This window comes from Citrobacter braakii, from assembly GCF_009648935.1.
Taxonomy (GTDB): Bacteria; Pseudomonadota; Gammaproteobacteria; order Enterobacterales; family Enterobacteriaceae; genus Citrobacter; species Citrobacter braakii.
This window is the reverse complement of record NZ_CP045771.1, coordinates 2,119,569-2,139,507: the sequence shown is the minus strand read 5'-3', so window position 1 is coordinate 2,139,507 and position 19,939 is coordinate 2,119,569. Positions and strand designations below refer to the sequence as shown.

Below are 19,939 nucleotides of genomic sequence, written 5' to 3'. Positions count from 1 at the left end.
TAACCTCACTTTTTATAATGTTAAATAATTGTTGTTTTTGATCACAAATAATAAACAAATAAACCCATTCTGTGCGCGTTTTTCAAAAATGTAGATATTTTTAATTTATGGCTACGAAACGAGCTGCGCCATATCTCCCTGACAATCTACTGAGAGGAACGATTTGATGAACGCACTGACTGCCGTAAAACCGAACGCTGATGATCCAGCCCAGCACTACAGCGGTTTCACGTTGAAACCATCAGCCCAGTCCCCACGCCTGCTGGAGCTGACTTTTTCCGCTGAGACCACTGAGCAATTTCTGAAAGCCGTAGCGCAGTGGCCGGTGCAGGCACTGGAATACAAATCCTTCCTGCGCTTCAAAGTGGGCAAGATCCTCGACGACCTGTGCGGCAATCAGTTGCAGCCTTTGCTGCTGAAAACGTTGCTCGATCGTGCCGAAGGCGCACTGCTGATCAACGCCGTTGGCGTGGATGATGTGGCACAGGCTGAAGAGATGGTCAAGCTGGCGACGGCGGTAGCGCATCTTATCGGGCGCTCCAATTTTGATGCGATGAGCGGTCAATACTATGCCCGTTTTGTGGTGAAAAACGTTGATAACTCAGACAGCTATCTGCGCCAGCCGCACCGTGTAATGGAACTGCATAACGACGGAACCTACCTCGAAGAAATCACCGACTATGTGCTGATGATGAAGATTGACGAGCAGAACATGACCGGCGGTAACTCGCTGCTGCTGCACCTCGACGACTGGGAACATCTGGATCAGTACTTTGCCCACCCGCTGGCGCGTCGCGCCATGCGCTTTGCCGCACCGCCAAGCAAAAACGTCAGCCAGGAAGTGTTCCATCCGGTGTTTGACGTTGACCAGCAGGGCCGCCCGGTGATGCGCTACATCGACCAGTTCGTCCAGCCAAAAGATTATGAAGAAGGCGTCTGGCTGAGCGATTTGTCCGATGCGTTGGAAACCAGCAAGGCCATTATTTCCGTTCCGGTTTCAGTCGGTAAATTCCTGCTAATCAACAACCTGTTCTGGTTGCACGGTCGCGATCGCTTCACCTCGCATCCTGACCTGCGCCGCGAGCTGATGCGCCAGCGTGGTTATTTCGCTTACGCGACAAACCACTACCAGACTCATCAGTAAGCGCGAAGGAATAAAGCGGATGTATGATTTTGTGATTATTGGCGGCGGCATTATCGGCATGTCGACCGCCATGCAGCTGATTGATGTCTATCCGGACGCCAGAATCGCGCTGCTGGAAAAAGAGTCCGGCCCGGCCTGTCATCAGACGGGCCACAACAGCGGCGTAATTCATGCCGGGGTCTATTACACCCCCGGCAGCCTGAAGGCGCAGTTTTGCCTGGCCGGAAATCGCGCCACAAAAGCCTTTTGCGACCAAAACGGCATCCGCTACGACGTCTGCGGAAAAATGCTGGTTGCCACCTCCGATCTGGAAATGGAGCGCATGCGCGCGCTGTGGGATCGCACCGCCGCTAACGGCCTTGAGCGCGAATGGCTGAATGCGCAGGAGCTTCGCGAGCGTGAACCCAACATCACCGGGCTGGGCGGTATTTTTGTTCCGTCGAGCGGGATCGTCAGCTACCGCGAAGTCACCGCTGCGATGGCGAAGATATTTCAGGCCAAAGGCGGTGAGATTATCTACAACGCTGAGGTCAGCGCGCTAAAAGAGCACGCTGCGGGCGTTGTCGTACATACCCGTCAGGGTCAGGAATTTGAGGGAGCGACGCTGATCAGCTGCTCTGGCCTGATGGCGGACCGACTAGTGAAAATGCTCGGCGTTGAACCCGGCTTTATCATCTGTCCGTTCCGTGGCGAATATTTCCGTCTGGCGTCAGAACATAACCAGATAGTCAACCATCTGATCTACCCCATCCCCGACCCGGCGATGCCGTTTCTCGGCGTTCATCTGACCCGGATGATTGACGGCAGCGTCACCGTGGGCCCCAACGCGGTACTGGCATTTAAACGTGAAGGCTACCGTAAACGCGACTTCTCGCTCAGCGATACGCTGGAGATCCTCAGCTCTTCCGGCATTCGTCGCGTGCTGCAAAACAACCTGCGCTCAGGACTTGGCGAAATGAAGAATTCGCTGTGCAAAAGCGGTTATCTGCGGCTGGTACAAAAGTACTGCCCGAGTCTGACGCTCAAGGATCTGCAGCCCTGGCCTGCAGGCGTGCGGGCACAGGCTGTGTCGCCGGACGGCAAGCTAATCGACGATTTCCTGTTTGTCACCACGCCACGCTCAATTCACACCTGTAACGCGCCTTCTCCGGCAGCAACGTCGGCGATCCCTATCGGCGCGCATATTGTCAGCAAAGTTCATGCGCTGCTGGAGAACCAGAGTAATCCCGGACGCACGCTGCGTGCGGCACGTAGCGTGGAAACATTACACGCCGCATTCACCCGTTAAAACGATTTAGACAGGACGCAATTATGCAACTTAACGATCCAACCTTATTTCGCCAGCAGGCACTGATCAACGGCAACTGGCGTGACGCCAACAGCGGCGAGACCATCGCGGTGACCAACCCCGCCAACGGTCAGCAATTAGGTAGCGTACCGAAAATGGGGGCGGATGAAACCCGCGAAGCGATTAACGCCGCTAACCGCGCTCTGCCTGCCTGGCGTGCGCTGACCGCCAAAGAGCGGGCCAACATCCTGCGCCGCTGGTTCAACCTGATGATTGAGCATCAGGACGATCTCGCCCGTCTGATGACCCTGGAACAGGGTAAACCGCTGGCAGAAGCCAAAGGTGAAATCACCTATGCCGCTTCCTTTATTGAGTGGTTTGCCGAAGAGGGCAAACGTATCTATGGCGATACGATCCCCGGCCACCAGGCCGACAAACGCCTAATCGTCATCAAACAGCCGATCGGCGTTACCGCCGCGATTACGCCGTGGAACTTCCCCGCGGCGATGATTACCCGCAAAGCCGGTCCGGCGCTGGCGGCTGGTTGCACAATGGTGCTTAAACCGGCCAGCCAGACCCCCTACTCCGCACTGGCGCTGGCAGAGCTTGCCAATCGCGCCGGGATCCCGGCAGGCGTTTTCAGCGTGGTGACCGGTTCAGCGAGCGCGGTCGGCAACGAGCTAACTGGCAACCCGCTGGTACGCAAGTTGTCATTTACCGGCTCAACCGAAATTGGCCGTCAGTTAATGCAGCAGTGCGCCAAAGACATCAAAAAAGTGTCGCTGGAGCTGGGCGGCAATGCGCCGTTTATCGTCTTTGACGATGCCGATCTCGATAAAGCCGTGGAAGGCGCACTGGCATCAAAGTTCCGTAACGCTGGCCAAACCTGTGTCTGCGCCAACCGCCTGTACGTGCAGGACGGCGTGTATGACCGTTTTGCCGAAAAACTCCAGCAGGCAGTGAGCAAACTGCACCTCGGTGATGGTCTGCAGCCTGACGTCACCACCGGGCCGCTGATCGACGAGAAAGCGGTAGCCAAAGTGCAGGAACACATCGCCGATGCTCTGGATAAAGGCGCGCGCATTATCGCGGGTGGCAAACCTCACGCACTCGGCGGCAACTTCTTCCAGCCCACCATTTTGGTGGATGTGCCTGATAACGCGAAGGTCGCCAAAGAAGAGACGTTCGGCCCGCTGGCTCCGCTGTTCCGGTTTAAGGACGAGGCTGACGTCATCGCTCAGGCCAATGACACCGAGTTTGGTCTGGCCGCCTATTTCTACGCCCGTGATTTGAGCCGCGTCTTTCGCGTTGGCGAAGCGCTGGAATACGGCATTGTCGGGATTAACACCGGCATTATCTCCAACGAAGTCGCCCCGTTTGGGGGAATCAAAGCCTCCGGTCTTGGCCGTGAAGGATCGAAATACGGCATCGAAGACTACTTAGAAATCAAATATATGTGCATCGGCCTTTAATAAAATAAATACTGGAGAACACCTGATGAGCACCAACAAAGAACTTATGCAACGCCGCAGCAACGCCGTTCCCCGTGGCGTAGGACAAATCCACCCTATTTTTGCCGAGCGTGCAGAAAACTGTCGAGTCTGGGACGTTGAAGGCCGTGAATTCCTCGATTTTGCTGGCGGTATTGCGGTGCTGAACACCGGCCACCTGCACCCGCAGATCGTCTCTGCGGTAGAAGCACAGTTGAAAAAGCTGTCCCATACCTGTTTTCAGGTGCTGGCCTATGAGCCGTACCTGGATCTGTGCGAAATCATGAATAAGAAAGTGCCGGGCGATTTCGCTAAAAAAACCCTGCTGGTGACAACCGGCTCGGAAGCGGTGGAAAACGCGGTGAAAATCGCCCGCGCTGCCACCAAACGAACCGGCACTATCGCCTTCAGCGGCGCTTACCACGGTCGAACCCACTACACCCTGTCGCTGACCGGGAAAGTAAACCCGTACTCTGCAGGAATGGGACTGATGCCGGGCCACGTGTACCGTGCGCTTTATCCTTGCCCGCTGCACGGCATCAGTGAAGACGATGCTATCGCCAGCATTCACCGTATCTTCAAAAATGATGCCGCTCCGGAAGATGTTGCCGCCATCGTGATTGAGCCCGTCCAGGGCGAAGGTGGTTTTTACGCCGCCTCTCCTGCTTTTATGCAACGTCTGCGCGCCATTTGTGACGAGCACGGCATCATGCTGATTGCCGATGAAGTACAGAGCGGCGCGGGCCGTACCGGTACGCTGTTCGCTATGGAGCAGATGGGCGTTGCGCCCGATCTCACCACCTTCGCCAAATCTATCGCCGGTGGCTTCCCGCTGGCGGGAGTGACCGGGCGCGCCGAAGTCATGGACGCTATCCCACCGGGCGGTCTGGGCGGTACCTATGCCGGTAACCCGATTGCCTGTGCCGCCGCACTGGCGGTACTGAATATTTTCGAACAGGAAAATCTGCTGCAAAAAGCCAACGACCTGGGGCAAACCCTGCGCGAAGGCCTGCTGGCTATCGCGGAAACCCACCGCGAGATTGGCGATGTACGCGGGCTGGGAGCGATGATCGCAATCGAACTGTTTGAAGACGGCGATCACACGAAACCAAACGCCAAACTGACCGCGGAAATCGTCGCGCGTGCGCGCGATAAAGGGCTGATCCTGCTCTCCTGCGGACCTTACTACAACGTACTGCGCATTCTTGTCCCACTGACCATTGAAGATGCCCAAATCCGCCAGGGGCTGGACATTATCGCTCAGTGTTTTGCCGAAGCGAAGCAGGGTTAACACCGCATTCGACCAATAAAAAACGCAATCCTCAGGCCGGATAAGGCGGAGCCGCCATCCGGCAGACAGGGTCAATAACAATAAATACGCGTGCCCCGGCGCGGGAATGCCGGGGTGCTCTCCCAAGTGAAATACTTTCGAGAGGTTTAAAAGATGGGGCAAGTGTCACAATCACATGATTTAGGGGGCGGGCTGAAATCACGCCACGTCACCATGCTGTCTATTGCCGGGGTTATCGGCGCAAGTTTGTTTGTGGGTTCAAGCGTGGCGATTGCAGAAGCCGGTCCCGCAGTATTACTGGCCTATCTGTTCGCCGGATTGCTGGTGGTGATGATTATGCGCATGCTGGCCGAAATGGCCGTTGCCACCCCGGATACCGGTTCCTTTTCCACCTACGCCGATAAGGCCATCGGGCCGTGGGCGGGTTATACCATCGGCTGGCTGTACTGGTGGTTCTGGGTGTTGGTTATCCCGCTGGAAGCGAATATCGCCGCCATCATTCTGCACTCCTGGGTTCCAGGCATTCCTATCTGGCTGTTTTCTCTGGTTATCACGTTGGCATTAACCGGCAGTAATTTGCTGAGCGTCAAAAATTACGGTGAGTTCGAGTTCTGGCTGGCGCTGTGCAAAGTGATTGCCATACTGGCGTTTATCACTCTCGGCGCGGTGGCGATTAGCGGTTTCTACCCCTATGCCGAGGTCAGCGGAGTTTCGCGCCTGTGGGATCAGGGCGGCTTCATGCCCAACGGCTTTGGCGCGGTGATCAGCGCGATGCTAATCACCATGTTCTCCTTTATGGGCGCAGAGATTGTTACCATCGCCGCCGCCGAGTCCGATACCCCGGATAAGCACATCGTCCGCGCCACCAACTCGGTTATCTGGCGTATCTCCATCTTCTATCTGTGCTCTATTTTCGTGGTCGTCGCGCTGATTCCGTGGAACATGCCGGGACTGAAAGAGGTGGGCTCTTACCGCTCGGTGCTGGAGTTACTGCATATCCCACACGCGAAGCTGATCATGGACTGTGTCATATTGCTGTCGGTAACCAGTTGTCTGAACTCCGCGCTGTATACGTCGTCGCGTATGCTTTACTCCCTGAGCCGTCGTGGCGATGCTCCCGCCTTTATGGGTAAAACGAACCGGAGTAAAACGCCTTATGTGGCGGTGTTGCTGTCTACGGGTGCCGCGTTCCTCACCGTGGTGGTCAACTATTACGCCCCGGCCAAGGTGTTCAAATTCCTGATCGACAGCTCCGGTGCCATCGCCCTGCTGGTTTATTTGGTGATTGCAATTTCCCAACTGCGGATGCGCAAAATCCTGCTGGCGCGAGGCGGTGAAATTAAACTGAAAATGTGGCTCTATCCGTGGCTTACCTGGCTGGTAATCGCCTTTATTATCTTTGTGTTGGTGGTGATGCTCTTTCGCCCGGCTCAACAACTGGAAGTTATCTCTACCGGGTTGTTAGCCATAGGAATTATTTGCACCGTGCCTATTATGTCACGCTGGAAAAAACTGCTATCGTGGCAAAAAGCACCGTTGCAAAATACGCATTAAACCTTTTCCCGGCGCAGGCCGGGAAAACCGTTCAGGAGTAAGACCATGACCGCCATTCCCCAACCGACGGCCATTGATGGATACCGCTGGCTGAAAAACGACATCATCCGCGGTGTGTATCAGCCTGATGAAAAACTGCGTATGAGCCTGCTGACCTCACGCTATGAGCTTGGCGTGGGACCGTTACGCGAAGCGCTTTCGCAGTTGGTTGCCGAGCGGCTGGTCACGGTGGTCAATCAGAAAGGGTATCGTGTCGCCCCAATGTCCGAACAGGAGTTACTCGATATTTTCGATGCCCGCGCCAATATGGAAGCCATGCTGGTCGCGCTGGCCATTGAACGCGGCGGCGACGCCTGGGAAGCTGAAATCCTGGCGCGGGCGCATATGCTCGGCAAGCTTGAAGCCGTTGACGCCAGTGAACAGATGCTCGACGAGTGGGATCAGCGCCATCAGGCTTTTCACTCGGCAATTGTCGCTGGCTGCGGTTCACAGTATCTGCTGCAAATGCGCGAACGGCTATTCGATTTGGCGGCGCGCTACCGGTTTATCTGGCTGCGAAAGACGGTGCTGTCGGTGGAGATGTTGGAAGATAAACACGATCAGCACCAAACGCTGACCGAAGCAATTCTGGCACGCGATGCCGCACGTGCCAGCGAATTAATGCGCCAGCACCTGCTGACGCCCATTCCGATTATTCAACAAGCGATGTCCGGCAAATTGCTGACGTAATAAGCCTGAACATTCTTATTGTTCTGGAATACGCAAAACCTGCCCTGGATAAATTTTATCCGGGCTTTTCAGCATCGGTTTATTCGCTTCAAATATCTGGTTATACAGGTTGGCGTTACCGTATACCTGTTTGGCAATAGCGCTCAGGGTATCCCCTGATTTTACGGTATAAAACTGGCTTTCACTCGCCGGCGCAGAAGTTTTTACCTGATCGTCGACGCTGGCAATACCAGAGATATTGCCAATCGCAATCAGAATTTTTTCTTTCGCTTCCTGACTTAATCCATCGCCAGAAACGGTGGCTTTACCTTCGTTAATTTGGACGTTCACTTTATCCGCATCCGGGATGCCCGTTTTGTTCAGGTGTTCCTGTACCTTTTTTGCCAGATCGGCAGTGTCATGGTTGCCAGTAACCGCATCCCACAGTTTTTCACCCGCATCTTTTACAAAATTAAAGAGTCCCATATCCACCTCAGTAGTTAACAATCAACACCAGGAAGTGTAGCAGAGGAGTAAGGAGCGCAAAGAAAACGGCGCCAAAGCGCCGTAGTAGAAAGGTAATTAGTTACGCGTTTGTATCCAGAAGGCGTGGATCAGACCCGGGATGTAGCCCAGCAGCGTCAGAACAATATTGAGGATAAATGCCCAGCCGAACCCCTTCCCCAGCAGCACGCCAAGCGGGGGCAGAATAATAGTAAAAACGATTCTCCAGAAACCCATACACACTCCATACAAGCAAAAAGTTACTCATTGTTTAAAAAGAGATTTTATCTCTAAGCATAGTCAGTGTACCTAACTCTGCCAGCCTTCCCCTGCTGTTTTACCCTCCTTTACGCTCTTTACGCTGGCGTACGTTGACCGTTTATTTTAGAATAATCTTAATTTAGAACATGCTTAAATACATATGACTGAACTTGAACAACTCCAGGCCAGCGCTGAGCAGGCTGCCGCCCTGCTAAAAGCGATGAGTAACCCGAAAAGGTTGCTGATTTTGTGCATGCTCTGCGGCTCACCCGGTACCAGCGCGGGCGAATTAGCCCGTGTTACCGGCCTGAGTCCTTCCGCCACTTCGCAGCATCTGGCGCGTATGCGCGAAGAGGGCCTGATAGACAGCCAACGCGATGCCCAGCGCATCCTGTACTCCATCAAAAATGCGGCCGTGAATTCACTGATCGCCACATTAAAAACACTGTATTGCCCATAAGGAGCCATCATGACCATTGGGACGATTTCCCCACGCGAGGCGCAGACGCTGGTCGCACAAGGCGCAAAACTGATTGATATCCGCGATGCTGACGAGTATCTGTACGAGCATATTCCGGAGGCACATCTGGCGCCATTACCTACGCTAGAGCAGGGATCGCTGCCTGCGAATTTACGCGCCGGGCAGGTGATTTTTCACTGCCAGTCAGGCAAACGTACACAAAACGCGGCGACAAAACTGAACGCTATTGCCGCGCCTGCGCAGGTCTGGTTGTTGGAAGGTGGCATTGACGGCTGGAAAGCCGCAGGTTTTCCGGTGGCAAAAGATCGTTCACAACCGTTACCGCTGATGCGCCAGGTGCAGATAGCCGCAGGCAGCCTTGCCTTACTCGGCGTCATTCTGGGCTACACCGTTAGCAGCGCCTTCTTCCTGCTGAGCGGTTTTGTGGGCGCCGGGCTAATACTCGCTGGCGTGACCGGCTTTTGCGGCATGGCGCGATTGCTGGATATCATGCCCTGGAACCGACGTACTCATTAAGCAGTAATCATTGAAACTGCGCTGTACCCGCTGATTGACGTGATCTATGGTGAGTTCTGCGATAAATAAAGGAGAGCAATATGTTTAAACCTGGCGATCTGGTTCAACCACGCATGGGTGGACCTAAACTGAAAGTTGTCGAAGTCAATGGCGATCACATTGTGGCGGTACACGCCAGTAATGAAAGCGGCGAAAAATTCACGCTAAAAGCAGCTGACGTGACGCGATATACCGAAGAGGGTGATTTTGGCGTTTGCTGAAAATAAGCGGTGAGGTCGCCCTCACCGCATTAATAATCAGATCAAAAAGTCATCAAGAGATTTACCGGCAGCCAGTGCCTGGGCAATTGGCTTCGGTGTGCGACCCTGTCCGGTCCATGTTTTTGTTTCACCATTGAGATCGGTAAAACGATATTTCGCCGGGCGCGGCTGACGTTTTTTAACTGAACCTGCCATCGCAGGCGTCATGCTCAGCAGTTCTTCCGGATTGATCCCGTCTGCCTGCATCAGCGCCAGCAAAGTATTAATTTTTTCCTGCTGTTCTGCACGTTGGCGCTGTAGTTGTTCTTCTTCATCGCGGCGTTCTTTGGTCACTACCCTGAATTTTTCAAGCATATCTTCCAGCACATCAACGGAAAATTCACGAGCCATTGCACGCAACGAGCGGATATTATTTAAGTTTTTTAACATTGAACTCATATTAACAAAACCTCTTTAACGTAAAACATAAAAACGGTATTACACTAAATATTGTATGCAACTGCTTATTATATTTCCAGTCTAATTTATTCGCATATTACTAATCAAAAAAGCTAATTCGTGTATTTATAGCATCCATTTTGATATCGCCTATGCGATATATTCTATTCCTCTGCTAGTCGCTATAAATATACCTGCAAGGAGTCTCAGGGTATCACTCGAGAAACAGGCCACAACATCGCGCGGAGCCGGTGCGTATACATATTGCACATTAGTCAACATTGAGAAAAGGAGCGCAAAAAATTCAGAAAAACAAATTTCCATAACCCATTGATCTAAAATGCCTTTAATTAAATCAGCAACGAAAATACCAAAACGAACAAAAAACAAACCATTGCAGAGCATTTTATCGACAAAAAGGTAATAAATAAAAATTTTAAGCTAGTTGCTAGTTATTATCCAGGCAGATATCCTATTCAAACGCGAAAGCAGCAAGACAAATCACTAGCAAGAAGGTATTCAAAACTTTTTTTTCCCTTTTTACAAGGAGCATTAACATGTTCTCTCCGCAGTCACGCTTGCGTCATGCAGTAGCAGACACGTTCGCGATGGTTGTTTATTGTTCTGTCGTGAACATGTTGATCGAAATATTCCTTTCAGGAATGAGCTTCGAACAGTCTCTGTACTCCAGACTGGTGGCTATCCCCGTCAACATCCTGATCGCGTGGCCATACGGCATGTATCGCGATTTGTTTATGCGCGCGGCGCGTAAAGCCACGCAAGCAGGATGGGGGAAAAACCTGGCGGACGTGCTGGCTTATGTTACCTTCCAGTCACCAGTGTATGTGATTATTCTTTTGACGGTTGGCGCCGACTGGCACCAGATTACGGCTGCAGTAAGTTCGAACATCGTGGTATCAATGCTAATGGGCGCGGTCTATGGCTACTTTCTTGATTATTGCCGCCGCCTGTTTAAGGTCAGCAGCTATCATCAGGCTAAAGCCTGACAGATCTCTTCGCGACTGGCCCTGCCAGTCGCATTATTAGTTTGAACTAACGTCGCCAAACAACCCACTCAGATAACGCTCAAGCGCAATTCGCGAACTGAAGCCGTGCGGAATACCATAATGTTCGTGAGTCTCTCCGGCTAAATATAGCGGGAATTGCTGGTAGTGATCGCAGGTTTTAATATCCGTCGCAGGTTCCGCCAGCGAAGAGCTGCGCTCTTTTAGCGTGGGATGGATAACTAATGCGGTACGTCCCATACGTGCTTCACGGTTAACGTACACATAATTTTCGCCACGACGATAGCCGTACGTTTTTTGCGTCACTACATCGACGGTAAAGCCCACTTTTTCAAGTACGCGCGCCACCTCATCAGGTCGTAAATACATATATTTTCCTCGTTATCTTTTTTACTGCGGGCTTACCTTACCTGATTCAGCATTAGCAACGCTTTCAGAAAAGTCCATAAACGAGTGGCGATGGTGGGACGAATATCTTAAGAACCGCGCAGAATTATGTCAGCGACATCCGCAGTTGATACGCCGCCTGCTGCGCCATTTCCACCGAGCTGATGTTGGTAAACGACAGCAATATTCCCCCCTTTCCTGCTGAAGTTATTCGCCAGCGGCTTAACGCCTGAACCGCCAGCCCGGCCTGATTCGCTTTGCGCACTAGCGCAACATCATCTCCGTCGACAGTTATCACCAACTGAATCCCTCCTTCCTGAGGAATGACGTTAAATCCTTGTTCGCTCAGCGCGTTTTCCATCCATTGACGTCGCAGGGCATAATTCTGGCGCATACGTTTTAAGTGGCGCCAGAAGTGGCCATCTTGCATAAAATCCGCCAGCGTTTGCTGCCATAAAACCGGAACGCTACAGGCCGTTAGCGCCGCCTGCTGACGAAAATGTTCGACCTGAGTCAGGGGTACCACCAGCCATGCCGTGCGCAAAGCCGGAAACATCGATTTGCTGAACGTTCCGGCATAAATCACCCGCTGGGGCGCATCCAGACTTTTTAGCGGCGGCAACGGTTTACCGTGATAGCGAAATTCACTGTCGTAATCATCTTCAATGATCCACGCCTGTGCCCGAGTCGCCCATTCAAGCAGTTGGTGGCGACGGTCTAATGACAGGGCGACGCCCAGCGGACTTTGGTGTGCGGGTGTGAGCAGCACAAAACGCGCCTGCGGGTAGTCACGGATCCCAGCGCAGACATCCAGGCCATCGGCATCAACTGCCACCGGCATCAGCTCAATGCGCTCCTGAGCCACCACGGGGTGAATCAACGGAAAGCCAGGATCTTCGACCCACATCCCCTCACCGGGTTGAGACAGAGCGCGCAGGATTAACGTCATTGATGCCGCGTAGCCTGAAGTAATAAAAATCTGCTCCGGCTGGCACTCAATACTGCGTGAGACGCGCAGGTAATCGACAATCGCCTGACGTAAAACCCGTTCGCCGCAAACATCGCCCACGGCCAGGTCAAAACGCGTTTGGGTGCGTAAACGCCGCCCCATCACCCGCGCCCAGACGTCCCGCGGGAAGAGATCGAGTGCGGGTAATCCCATCTGAAAAGGCTGCGGCCTGGGGTTTTCTCCGGCGAAGATGGCGGGAGACACAGGTGCGTTTTCCGGTCGCAGTTGCTCACTGACAAATGTTCCTGCCTGCCCGCGCCGCGTGAGCCAGCCCTGCGCCACCAGATCTGCATAGGCATTTTCCACCGTCGAACGTGATACCCCCAGCTCCTGGGCCCAGGTCCGACTGGAGGGCAATCTTGTGCCTGGCTTTAGTTCACCTTTCTCAATGGCGTTTTTTAACTGACGGGCGATTTGCTGATAGCGTGGCATTTATGGTCTGCTTTTTTGGCAACAATATGGCTCTCTGTAGCAGTCCATTATAGTGCTACATTGCGGGTCATCCAAACGAGGAGAAATACCATGACAATGTTACGCCAGCCCTATTATGAACTCAGTCCTGAAATCTATAACGCTTTGGTTCAGGCCAGCAAAGCGCTGGAAAACTGCGCGCTGGAACCTACGCTGACGGAACTGATTTACCTGCGAGTCTCGCAAATCAACGGCTGCGCCTTTTGCCTGGAAATGCACAGTAAGGCGCTGCGCAAATCCGGTGTTGCGCAGGCCAAACTGGACGCGCTGGCAGGCTGGCGGGTGAGTCATCACTTCAGCGAGCAGGAGCGTGCGGCGCTGGCGTGGGCCGAATCCGTCACCCATATAGCCAGCACCCATGCCGAAGATGACGTTTATCTGCCGCTGCTCGACCATTTTAACGCGAAAGAGATTAGCGATCTGACGTTTGCTATTAGCCTGATGAACTGCTTTAACCGTCTGGCGGTAGGGATGCGCATGTGATTCTGCGCTGCCGGATGGCGACATAAACGCCATCCGGCAACCTGCCATAGTTTCTATCACTTCCTCCGTCACGCTCATCACCCATGCCCTCATCAATCTAAAATTACCATATCTTGTATGGTTGAATCTTTTTAAAACTACATCTAGTATCTCCTCTATCAAGACACACGCAACCTGACGCCCTCTATCGCGTCATTCTTTTACTTTTAGATGGAAATACGAATCATGCGCATTGTCATTTACACTCGTAACAACTGTGTTCAGTGCCACGCCACTAAGCGGGCGATGGAAAGCCGCGGGTTTGACTTTGAGATGGTAAACGTCGATTTACACCCCGATATGGCTGATCGCCTGCGCGATCAAGGCTTTCGTCAGTTACCGGTCGTGGTCGCAGGGGAAACCAGTTGGTCAGGATTTCGCCCGGACATGATCAACCGTCTGCGCCCGGCTCCTCAAGTGGCCAGCGCATGAGTCAGCTCGTCTACTTTTCCAGCAGCTCCGAAAATACGCACCGCTTCATGCAGCGTCTGGGGCTGCCGGCCATCCGCATTCCGCTTAACGAACGCGAGCGGATCCGGGTAGACGAACCTTACATTTTAATCGTGCCCTCCTACGGTGGCGGCGGTACAGCTGGCGCGGTCCCGAGACAGGTGATCCGCTTTTTAAACGATACGCACAACCGGGCGTTAATCCGTGGAGTGATCGCCTCCGGCAATCGCAATTTCGGGGACGCCTACGGTCGCGCGGGTGATGTCATCTCACAAAAATGCGGCGTGCCGTGGCTCTATCGCTTTGAGCTGATGGGCACCCAAAGCGATATCGACAACGTGCAAAAAGGAGTGAGCGAATTTTGGCAACGACAACCGCAGAACGTGTAATACAGCAGACGCTGGATTATCACGCCCTGAACGCCATGCTGAATCTGTACGATAAGGCCGGGCGCATTCAGTTCGACAAAGACCATCAGGCGGTGGAGGCATTCTTTACCGCCCACGTCCGCCCCAACTCGGTGACGTTTGCCAGCCAGCAGGCGCGTCTGGACACGTTGGTGGATGAAGGCTATTACGATGCCAGCGTGTTAGCCCGCTACGATCGCGCGTTTGTGCTGAAGCTATTCGCCCACGCCCACGCCAGCGGATTCCGTTTCCAGACGTTCCTCGGCGCATGGAAGTTCTACACCAGCTATACGCTGAAAACGTTCGACGGGAAGCGCTATCTCGAAGACTTTGAGGATCGCGTAACGATGGTGGCGCTCACTCTGGCGCAGGGCGATGAAGCGCTCGCTCTGCAACTGACCGATGAAATGCTCTCCGGGCGTTTTCAACCCGCCACGCCAACCTTTTTAAACTGCGGTAAACAGCAACGCGGCGAGCTGGTTTCCTGCTTCCTGTTACGCATTGAAGACAACATGGAGTCAATTGGACGGGCGGTCAACTCGGCGCTGCAACTCTCCAAACGCGGCGGCGGCGTGGCATTTTTGCTCTCTAACCTGCGTGAGGCGGGTGCGCCCATTAAGCGCATTGAGAACCAGTCCTCTGGGGTGATCCCGGTAATGAAAATGCTGGAGGATGCGTTTTCTTATGCGAATCAATTAGGGGCGCGTCAGGGTGCGGGCGCGGTGTATCTGCACGCGCATCATCCGGATATTTTGCGTTTTCTCGATACCAAACGTGAAAACGCCGACGAGAAAATCCGTATCAAAACGCTCTCGCTTGGAGTGGTGATCCCGGATGTCACCTTCCAGTTAGCCAAAGAAAATGCCCAAATGGCGCTGTTTTCACCGTATGACGTGGAACGAATTTACGGCAAACCATTCGGTGATATCGCCGTAACTGAACGGTATGACGAACTGGTTGCCGACAAACGAGTGCGCAAAAAATACATTAACGCCCGCGATTTCTTCCAGCGGCTGGCCGAGATCCAGTTCGAGTCCGGCTACCCTTACATCATGTTTGAAGACACGGTGAATAGCGCCAATCCGATTGCCGGTCGAATCAATATGAGCAACCTGTGCTCGGAGATTTTGCAGGTTAATAGCGCTTCCACCTACGATGAAAACCTCAATTACGCACAAACAGGGCACGATATATCCTGCAACCTCGGCTCGTTGAATATCGCTCATACCATGGATTCGCCAGACTTTGGGCGCACCGTGGAAACGGCGGTTCGCGGCTTAACGGCCGTTTCGGACATGAGCCATATCCGCAGCGTACCCTCAATTGAGGCCGGGAACAGCGCATCGCACGCTATCGGTCTTGGGCAGATGAACCTGCACGGGTATCTGGCACGGGAAGGTATCGCCTACGGCTCACCTGAAGGGCTGGATTTCACCAATCTCTATTTCTACACCATCACCTGGCATGCGCTGAATACGTCGATGAAGCTCGCCCGGGAACGCGGCAAAACCTTTGCCGGATTCAGACAGTCCCGCTACGCCAGCGGTGAGTATTTTAACCAGTATCTGCAGGGCGACTGGCAGCCAAAAACTGCCAAGGTTCGCACACTGTTTGCCGCCAGCGGCATTACGCTGCCAACGCGCGAAATGTGGTCGCAGCTGCGTGAAGATGTCATGCGCTACGGCATTTATAACCAGAATTTACAAGCGGTTCCGCCAACGGGTTCTATCTCCTACATCAACCATGCGACATCAAGCATTCACCCGATCGTGTCAAAAGTGGAGATTCGCAAAGAGGGCAAAACCGGGCGCGTTTACTACCCTGCCCCGTTTATGACCAATGAGAATCTGGCCTTGTATCAGGATGCCTACGAGATTGGTCCACAAAAAATCATTGATACCTACGCTGAAGCAACGCGGCATGTCGATCAGGGGCTTTCACTGACGCTCTTTTTCCCCGATACCGCCACCACTCGCGATATCAACAAAGCGCAGATTTACGCCTGGCGTAAGGGCATCAAATCGCTGTATTACATCCGACTACGCCAGTTGGCGCTGGAAGGAACCGAAATCGAAGGTTGCGTGTCATGCGCGCTGTAAGGAGGACAACATGACATTATCCCGCGTGAGTGCCATCAACTGGAACAAGATTGAGGATGATAAAGATCTCGAGGTTTGGAATCGCCTGACCAGTAACTTCTGGCTACCGGAAAAGGTCCCGCTCTCCAACGATATCCCGGCCTGGCAAACGTTGAACGCCGCCGAACAGCAGCTGACTATCCGCGTTTTTACCGGGCTGACGCTGCTCGACACTATTCAGAACATAGCCGGTGCGCCAGCATTGATGGCCGATTCGTTAACGCCGCATGAAGAGGCGGTGCTATCGAATATCAGCTTTATGGAAGCGGTGCACGCCCGTTCGTACAGCTCAATTTTCTCCACTCTTTGCCAGACCAAAGACGTGGATGCGGCTTACGCGTGGAGTGAAGAAAATACCCCACTCCAGCGCAAGGCACAGATCGTTTTGACACATTACGCCAGCGACGAACCGTTGAAGAAAAAAATTGCCAGCGTGTTTCTGGAATCCTTCCTGTTCTATTCCGGCTTCTGGTTGCCAATGTATTTCTCCAGCCGCGGAAAACTGACCAATACCGCCGATCTCATTCGTCTGATCATTCGTGATGAAGCAGTTCACGGGTATTACATTGGTTATAAATATCAAAAAGGTCTGGAGCACATTTCTGAATCCGCACGCGAGGAGTTAAAGAATTTTGCCCTCGACCGGCTGATGGAATTGTATGATAACGAAGCTCGTTATACGGAAGAATTGTATGCAGAAACCGGCTGGGTGGATGACGTCAAAGCCTTCCTTTGCTACAACGCCAATAAGGCATTAATGAATTTGGGGTATGAGGCATTATTCCCGCCAGAAATGGCGGAGGTTAACCCGGCAATCCTTGCTGCGCTGTCGCCCAACGCTGACGAAAACCACGATTTCTTCTCGGGTTCCGGCTCATCATACGTGATGGGAAAAGCTGTCGAAACCGAAGACGACGACTGGAATTTCTAGCACTCATTTCCGCGGGAAATACCGTACATTTTTCGCGGAAATATTTTAACAGGATCACACTTTTGTCGTGCAAATATAATTGTGTGATCTACACTCAATATCAGACGCATTATTCGCCTGCATTTCAGCAATTCAGGCGACTTTTCATTGCCATTTACAAAAAATATTACCCCATTCACATTCGCGCTCAGCCCTTATATCACGGGAAGTCCCGCCACATGGCCTTCGGCAATATTCGTGCCACAAACAAATTCAGGGTTGTCTCAGATTCTCAGTATGTTAGGGTAGAAAAAGGTCACTATTTCCATCAGGTAATATATCGATATAAACAAATAACAGGAATCATTCTATTGCATGGCAATTAAATTAGAAGTTAAAAATCTCTATAAGATATTTGGAGAGCATCCGCAGAGAGCCTTCAAATATATTGAAAAAGGACTTTCAAAAGAGCAGATTCTGGATAAAACAGGGCTATCGCTTGGCGTTAAGAACGCCAGTCTGGCCATTGAAGAAGGCGAGATATTTGTCATCATGGGATTATCCGGTTCGGGTAAATCCACAATGGTACGCCTTCTCAATCGCCTGATTGAACCCACCCGCGGGCAAGTATTGATTGACGGCGTAGACATCGCCCGGATATCCGATGCTGAGCTTCGCGAGGTGCGCAGAAAAAAGATTGCGATGGTTTTCCAGTCCTTTGCCCTGATGCCGCACATGACGGTCCTGGACAATACGGCATTCGGCATGGAATTAGCCGGTGTTGGCGCGGATGAACGTCGTGAAAAAGCGTTAGATGCGCTGCGTCAGGTTGGTCTGGAGAATTATGCTCACGGATACCCGGATGAACTTTCCGGAGGGATGCGCCAGCGTGTGGGCCTCGCCCGTGCATTAGCCATTAACCCTGACATCTTATTAATGGATGAGGCCTTTTCTGCCCTCGATCCGTTAATTCGTACCGAGATGCAGGATGAACTGGTAAAACTACAGGCGAAACATCAACGTACCGTGGTCTTTATTTCCCACGATCTCGACGAAGCTATGCGTATTGGCGACAGAATTGCCATTATGCAAAACGGTGAAGTGGTCCAGGTCGGCACGCCAGATGAAATCCTGAATAATCCGGCCAATGATTATGTACGCACCTTCTTCCGCGGCGTTGATATTAGCCAGGTCTTTAGTGCCAAGGATATTTCACGTCGTAGCCCTGAAGGTTTAATTCGTAAAACGCCCGGGGTCGGTCCACGTTCAGCGCTGCAATTATTGCAGGACAAAGATCGCGAATATGGTTACGTGATCGAGCGCGGCAATAAATTCGTCGGCGTTGTCTCTATCGACTCTTTAAAAACAGCATTAAGTCAGGCGCAAGGTATTGAAGCGGCATTGATCGATGAGCCGCTAGCCGTGGATGCACAAACTCCTCTCAGCGAGTTGCTTTCTCATGTCGGCCAGGCCCCGTGCGCGGTGCCGGTTGTTGATGAGGAACAGCAGTATGTGGGCATTATTTCAAAACGCATGCTGTTACAGGCTTTAGATCGTGAGGGGGCAAACAATGGCTGATCAAACCAATCCGTGGGATACCACACCAGCGGCCGACAGTGCCGCACAAACCGCCGATGCCTGGAGTACGCCATCAGGCGCGCCAGCTGACGGCGGTGGCGCAGACTGGCTGACCAGCGCACCCGCGCCGGCGCCAGAGCATTTCAATATTATGGATCCGTTCCATAAAACGCTGATCCCGCTGGATAGCTGGGTCACAGAAGGGATCGACTGGGTCGTTACCCATTTCCGTCCGGTCTTCCAGGGCATTCGAGTCCCGGTGGATTATATTCTCAACGGCTTCCAGCAGCTTCTGTTGGGTATGCCAGCCCCGGTGGCGATTATCCTGTTCGCTCTGATTGCCTGGCAGATTTCCGGCGTTGGAATGGGCGTTGCTACGCTGATTTCATTGATTGCAATCGGGGCCATCGGCGCGTGGTCGCAGGCCATGATCACCCTGGCGCTGGTACTAACCGCGCTGCTGTTCTGCGTGGTGATCGGTCTACCCATGGGGATCTGGTTGGCGCGCAGTCCACGGGCGGCAAAAATTGTTCGTCCGCTGCTGGACGCCATGCAAACCACACCGGCGTTCGTCTATCTGGTGCCGATCGTCATGCTGTTTGGTATCGGCAACGTCCCGGGCGTGGTGGTGACGATTATCTTCGCCCTGCCGCCAATCGTGCGTCTGACCATTCTGGGGATTAACCAGGTGCCAGCCGACTTGATTGAAGCCTCGCGCTCATTTGGCGCCAGCCCGCGTCAGATGCTGTTTAAAGTCCAGCTCCCGCTGGCGATGCCTACCATTATGGCCGGGGTCAACCAGACGCTGATGCTGGCGCTCTCAATGGTCGTCATCGCGTCGATGATCGCCGTCGGCGGACTGGGTCAGATGGTTCTGCGCGGAATCGGTCGTCTGGATATGGGGCTTGCCACCGTCGGCGGGGTTGGGATCGTGATCCTCGCCATCATTCTCGACCGCCTGACGCAGGCTGTCGGTCGCGACGCCCGTAGCCGTGGTAACCGTCGCTGGTACACCACCGGTCCCGTTGGGCTTATCACTCGCCCATTCACGAAGTAATTCACCCGTTGCCCGGTGGCGCATTGCTTACCGGGCCTATACGTCCCTCC

The 19,939-nt window shown here is 53.1% G+C and carries 22 protein-coding genes; 17 read left to right on the top strand and 5 right to left on the bottom strand.

Features of this window, described 5'->3' with window-relative positions:
* The first annotated feature begins 166 nt into the window (after window positions 1–166).
* From glaH to csiR, 6 genes are all read left to right on the top strand, one after another.
* Window positions 167–1,144, top strand: a complete 978-nt coding sequence (gene glaH, locus GFC06_RS10000) for a glutarate dioxygenase GlaH (RefSeq protein ID WP_103766767.1) — start codon at window positions 167–169, stop codon at window positions 1,142–1,144.
* 19 nt (window positions 1,145–1,163) lie between these two features.
* Window positions 1,164–2,432 (top strand): L-2-hydroxyglutarate oxidase, encoded by a 1,269-nt coding sequence (gene lhgO / locus GFC06_RS09995; protein ID WP_103766766.1) that lies wholly within the window; start codon window positions 1,164–1,166, stop codon window positions 2,430–2,432.
* A 23-nt stretch (window positions 2,433–2,455) separates the two neighbouring features.
* Window positions 2,456–3,904, top strand: coding sequence for an NADP-dependent succinate-semialdehyde dehydrogenase (gene gabD / locus GFC06_RS09990; RefSeq protein WP_103766765.1), 1,449 nt, complete (start codon window positions 2,456–2,458; stop codon window positions 3,902–3,904).
* Window positions 3,905–3,929: 25 nt separating this feature from the next.
* Window positions 3,930–5,213, top strand: a complete 1,284-nt coding sequence (gene gabT / locus GFC06_RS09985; RefSeq protein ID WP_153690104.1) for a 4-aminobutyrate--2-oxoglutarate transaminase — start codon at window positions 3,930–3,932, stop codon at window positions 5,211–5,213.
* 153 nt (window positions 5,214–5,366) lie between these two features.
* On the top strand, window positions 5,367–6,767 hold the full coding sequence (gabP, locus tag GFC06_RS09980) for a GABA permease (protein ID WP_016154136.1): 1,401 nt from the start codon (window positions 5,367–5,369) through the stop codon (window positions 6,765–6,767).
* A 45-nt stretch (window positions 6,768–6,812) separates the two neighbouring features.
* On the top strand, window positions 6,813–7,496 hold the full coding sequence (gene csiR / locus GFC06_RS09975) for a DNA-binding transcriptional regulator CsiR (protein WP_153690103.1): 684 nt from the start codon (window positions 6,813–6,815) through the stop codon (window positions 7,494–7,496).
* 15 nt (window positions 7,497–7,511) lie between these two features.
* Here the strand turns inward: csiR and lysM are convergent, their stop codons facing one another.
* Window positions 7,512–7,961: a peptidoglycan-binding protein LysM gene (gene lysM / locus GFC06_RS09970; RefSeq protein WP_016154138.1), complete on the bottom strand. Its 450-nt coding sequence runs from the start codon at window positions 7,959–7,961 to the stop codon at window positions 7,512–7,514.
* Between the two features lie 96 nt (window positions 7,962–8,057).
* On the bottom strand, window positions 8,058–8,216 hold the full coding sequence (locus GFC06_RS09965; RefSeq protein WP_003037242.1) for a YqaE/Pmp3 family membrane protein: 159 nt from the start codon (window positions 8,214–8,216) through the stop codon (window positions 8,058–8,060).
* A gap of 184 nt (window positions 8,217–8,400) precedes the next feature.
* On the opposite strand from GFC06_RS09965, the gene GFC06_RS09960 reads away from it, so the two are divergent.
* The 3 genes from GFC06_RS09960 to GFC06_RS09950 all read left to right on the top strand — a co-directional run bounded on the left by GFC06_RS09960 (window position 8,401) and on the right by GFC06_RS09950 (window position 9,497).
* A complete protein-coding gene (locus GFC06_RS09960) occupies window positions 8,401–8,700 on the top strand; it encodes an ArsR/SmtB family transcription factor (protein ID WP_016154139.1) in 300 nt (99 codons plus the stop codon).
* A gap of 9 nt (window positions 8,701–8,709) precedes the next feature.
* A complete protein-coding gene (locus tag GFC06_RS09955; protein ID WP_016154140.1) occupies window positions 8,710–9,237 on the top strand; it encodes a rhodanese family protein in 528 nt (175 codons plus the stop codon).
* Between the two features lie 80 nt (window positions 9,238–9,317).
* Window positions 9,318–9,497, top strand: coding sequence for a hypothetical protein (locus GFC06_RS09950; protein WP_016154141.1), 180 nt, complete (start codon window positions 9,318–9,320; stop codon window positions 9,495–9,497).
* A gap of 36 nt (window positions 9,498–9,533) precedes the next feature.
* On the opposite strand, the gene stpA is transcribed toward GFC06_RS09950, so the two are convergent.
* Window positions 9,534–9,935 carry a DNA-binding protein StpA gene (stpA, locus tag GFC06_RS09945; protein WP_153690102.1) on the bottom strand — a complete coding sequence of 134 codons (402 nt, stop codon included), beginning with the start codon at window positions 9,933–9,935 and terminating at the stop codon, window positions 9,534–9,536.
* A 557-nt stretch (window positions 9,936–10,492) separates the two neighbouring features.
* Here stpA and alaE point away from each other — a divergent pair.
* Entirely contained in the window at window positions 10,493–10,942 is a 450-nt protein-coding gene (gene alaE / locus GFC06_RS09940) for an L-alanine exporter AlaE (protein ID WP_016154144.1), read from the top strand.
* Between the two features lie 36 nt (window positions 10,943–10,978).
* Here the strand turns inward: alaE and GFC06_RS09935 are convergent, their stop codons facing one another.
* Both GFC06_RS09935 and pdxR read right to left on the bottom strand, forming a co-directional pair.
* On the bottom strand, window positions 10,979–11,329 hold the full coding sequence (locus tag GFC06_RS09935) for a DUF2002 family protein (protein ID WP_016154145.1): 351 nt from the start codon (window positions 11,327–11,329) through the stop codon (window positions 10,979–10,981).
* A gap of 124 nt (window positions 11,330–11,453) precedes the next feature.
* Window positions 11,454–12,788: a MocR-like pyridoxine biosynthesis transcription factor PdxR gene (pdxR, locus tag GFC06_RS09930; RefSeq protein WP_049043316.1), complete on the bottom strand. Its 1,335-nt coding sequence runs from the start codon at window positions 12,786–12,788 to the stop codon at window positions 11,454–11,456.
* A gap of 90 nt (window positions 12,789–12,878) precedes the next feature.
* On the opposite strand from pdxR, the gene GFC06_RS09925 reads away from it, so the two are divergent.
* From GFC06_RS09925 to proW, 7 genes are all read left to right on the top strand, one after another.
* Window positions 12,879–13,310 carry a carboxymuconolactone decarboxylase family protein gene (locus GFC06_RS09925; RefSeq protein ID WP_153690101.1) on the top strand — a complete coding sequence of 144 codons (432 nt, stop codon included), beginning with the start codon at window positions 12,879–12,881 and terminating at the stop codon, window positions 13,308–13,310.
* Window positions 13,311–13,535: 225 nt separating this feature from the next.
* Window positions 13,536–13,781 (top strand): glutaredoxin-like protein NrdH, encoded by a 246-nt coding sequence (gene nrdH / locus GFC06_RS09920; protein WP_016157297.1) that lies wholly within the window; start codon window positions 13,536–13,538, stop codon window positions 13,779–13,781.
* Window positions 13,778–14,188: a class Ib ribonucleoside-diphosphate reductase assembly flavoprotein NrdI gene (nrdI, locus tag GFC06_RS09915; protein ID WP_016157298.1), complete on the top strand. Its 411-nt coding sequence runs from the start codon at window positions 13,778–13,780 to the stop codon at window positions 14,186–14,188. Before nrdH ends, nrdI begins: the two co-directional genes overlap by 4 nt.
* Complete coding sequence (nrdE, locus tag GFC06_RS09910; RefSeq protein WP_153690100.1) at window positions 14,161–16,305, top strand: class 1b ribonucleoside-diphosphate reductase subunit alpha; 2,145 nt, start codon at window positions 14,161–14,163, stop codon at window positions 16,303–16,305. Before nrdI ends, nrdE begins: the two co-directional genes overlap by 28 nt.
* A gap of 10 nt (window positions 16,306–16,315) precedes the next feature.
* Window positions 16,316–17,275, top strand: a complete 960-nt coding sequence (gene nrdF, locus GFC06_RS09905) for a class 1b ribonucleoside-diphosphate reductase subunit beta (RefSeq protein WP_153690099.1) — start codon at window positions 16,316–16,318, stop codon at window positions 17,273–17,275.
* Between the two features lie 354 nt (window positions 17,276–17,629).
* Entirely contained in the window at window positions 17,630–18,832 is a 1,203-nt protein-coding gene (proV, locus tag GFC06_RS09900) for a glycine betaine/L-proline ABC transporter ATP-binding protein ProV (RefSeq protein WP_016157301.1), read from the top strand.
* The gene (proW, locus tag GFC06_RS09895; RefSeq protein ID WP_016157302.1) at window positions 18,825–19,889 is read left to right on the top strand and encodes a glycine betaine/L-proline ABC transporter permease ProW; all 1,065 of its coding nucleotides are present in this window, start codon (window positions 18,825–18,827) and stop codon (window positions 19,887–19,889) included. The genes proV and proW overlap by 8 nt, the downstream gene beginning before the upstream one ends.
* The last annotated feature ends 50 nt before the right edge of the window (window positions 19,890–19,939 follow it).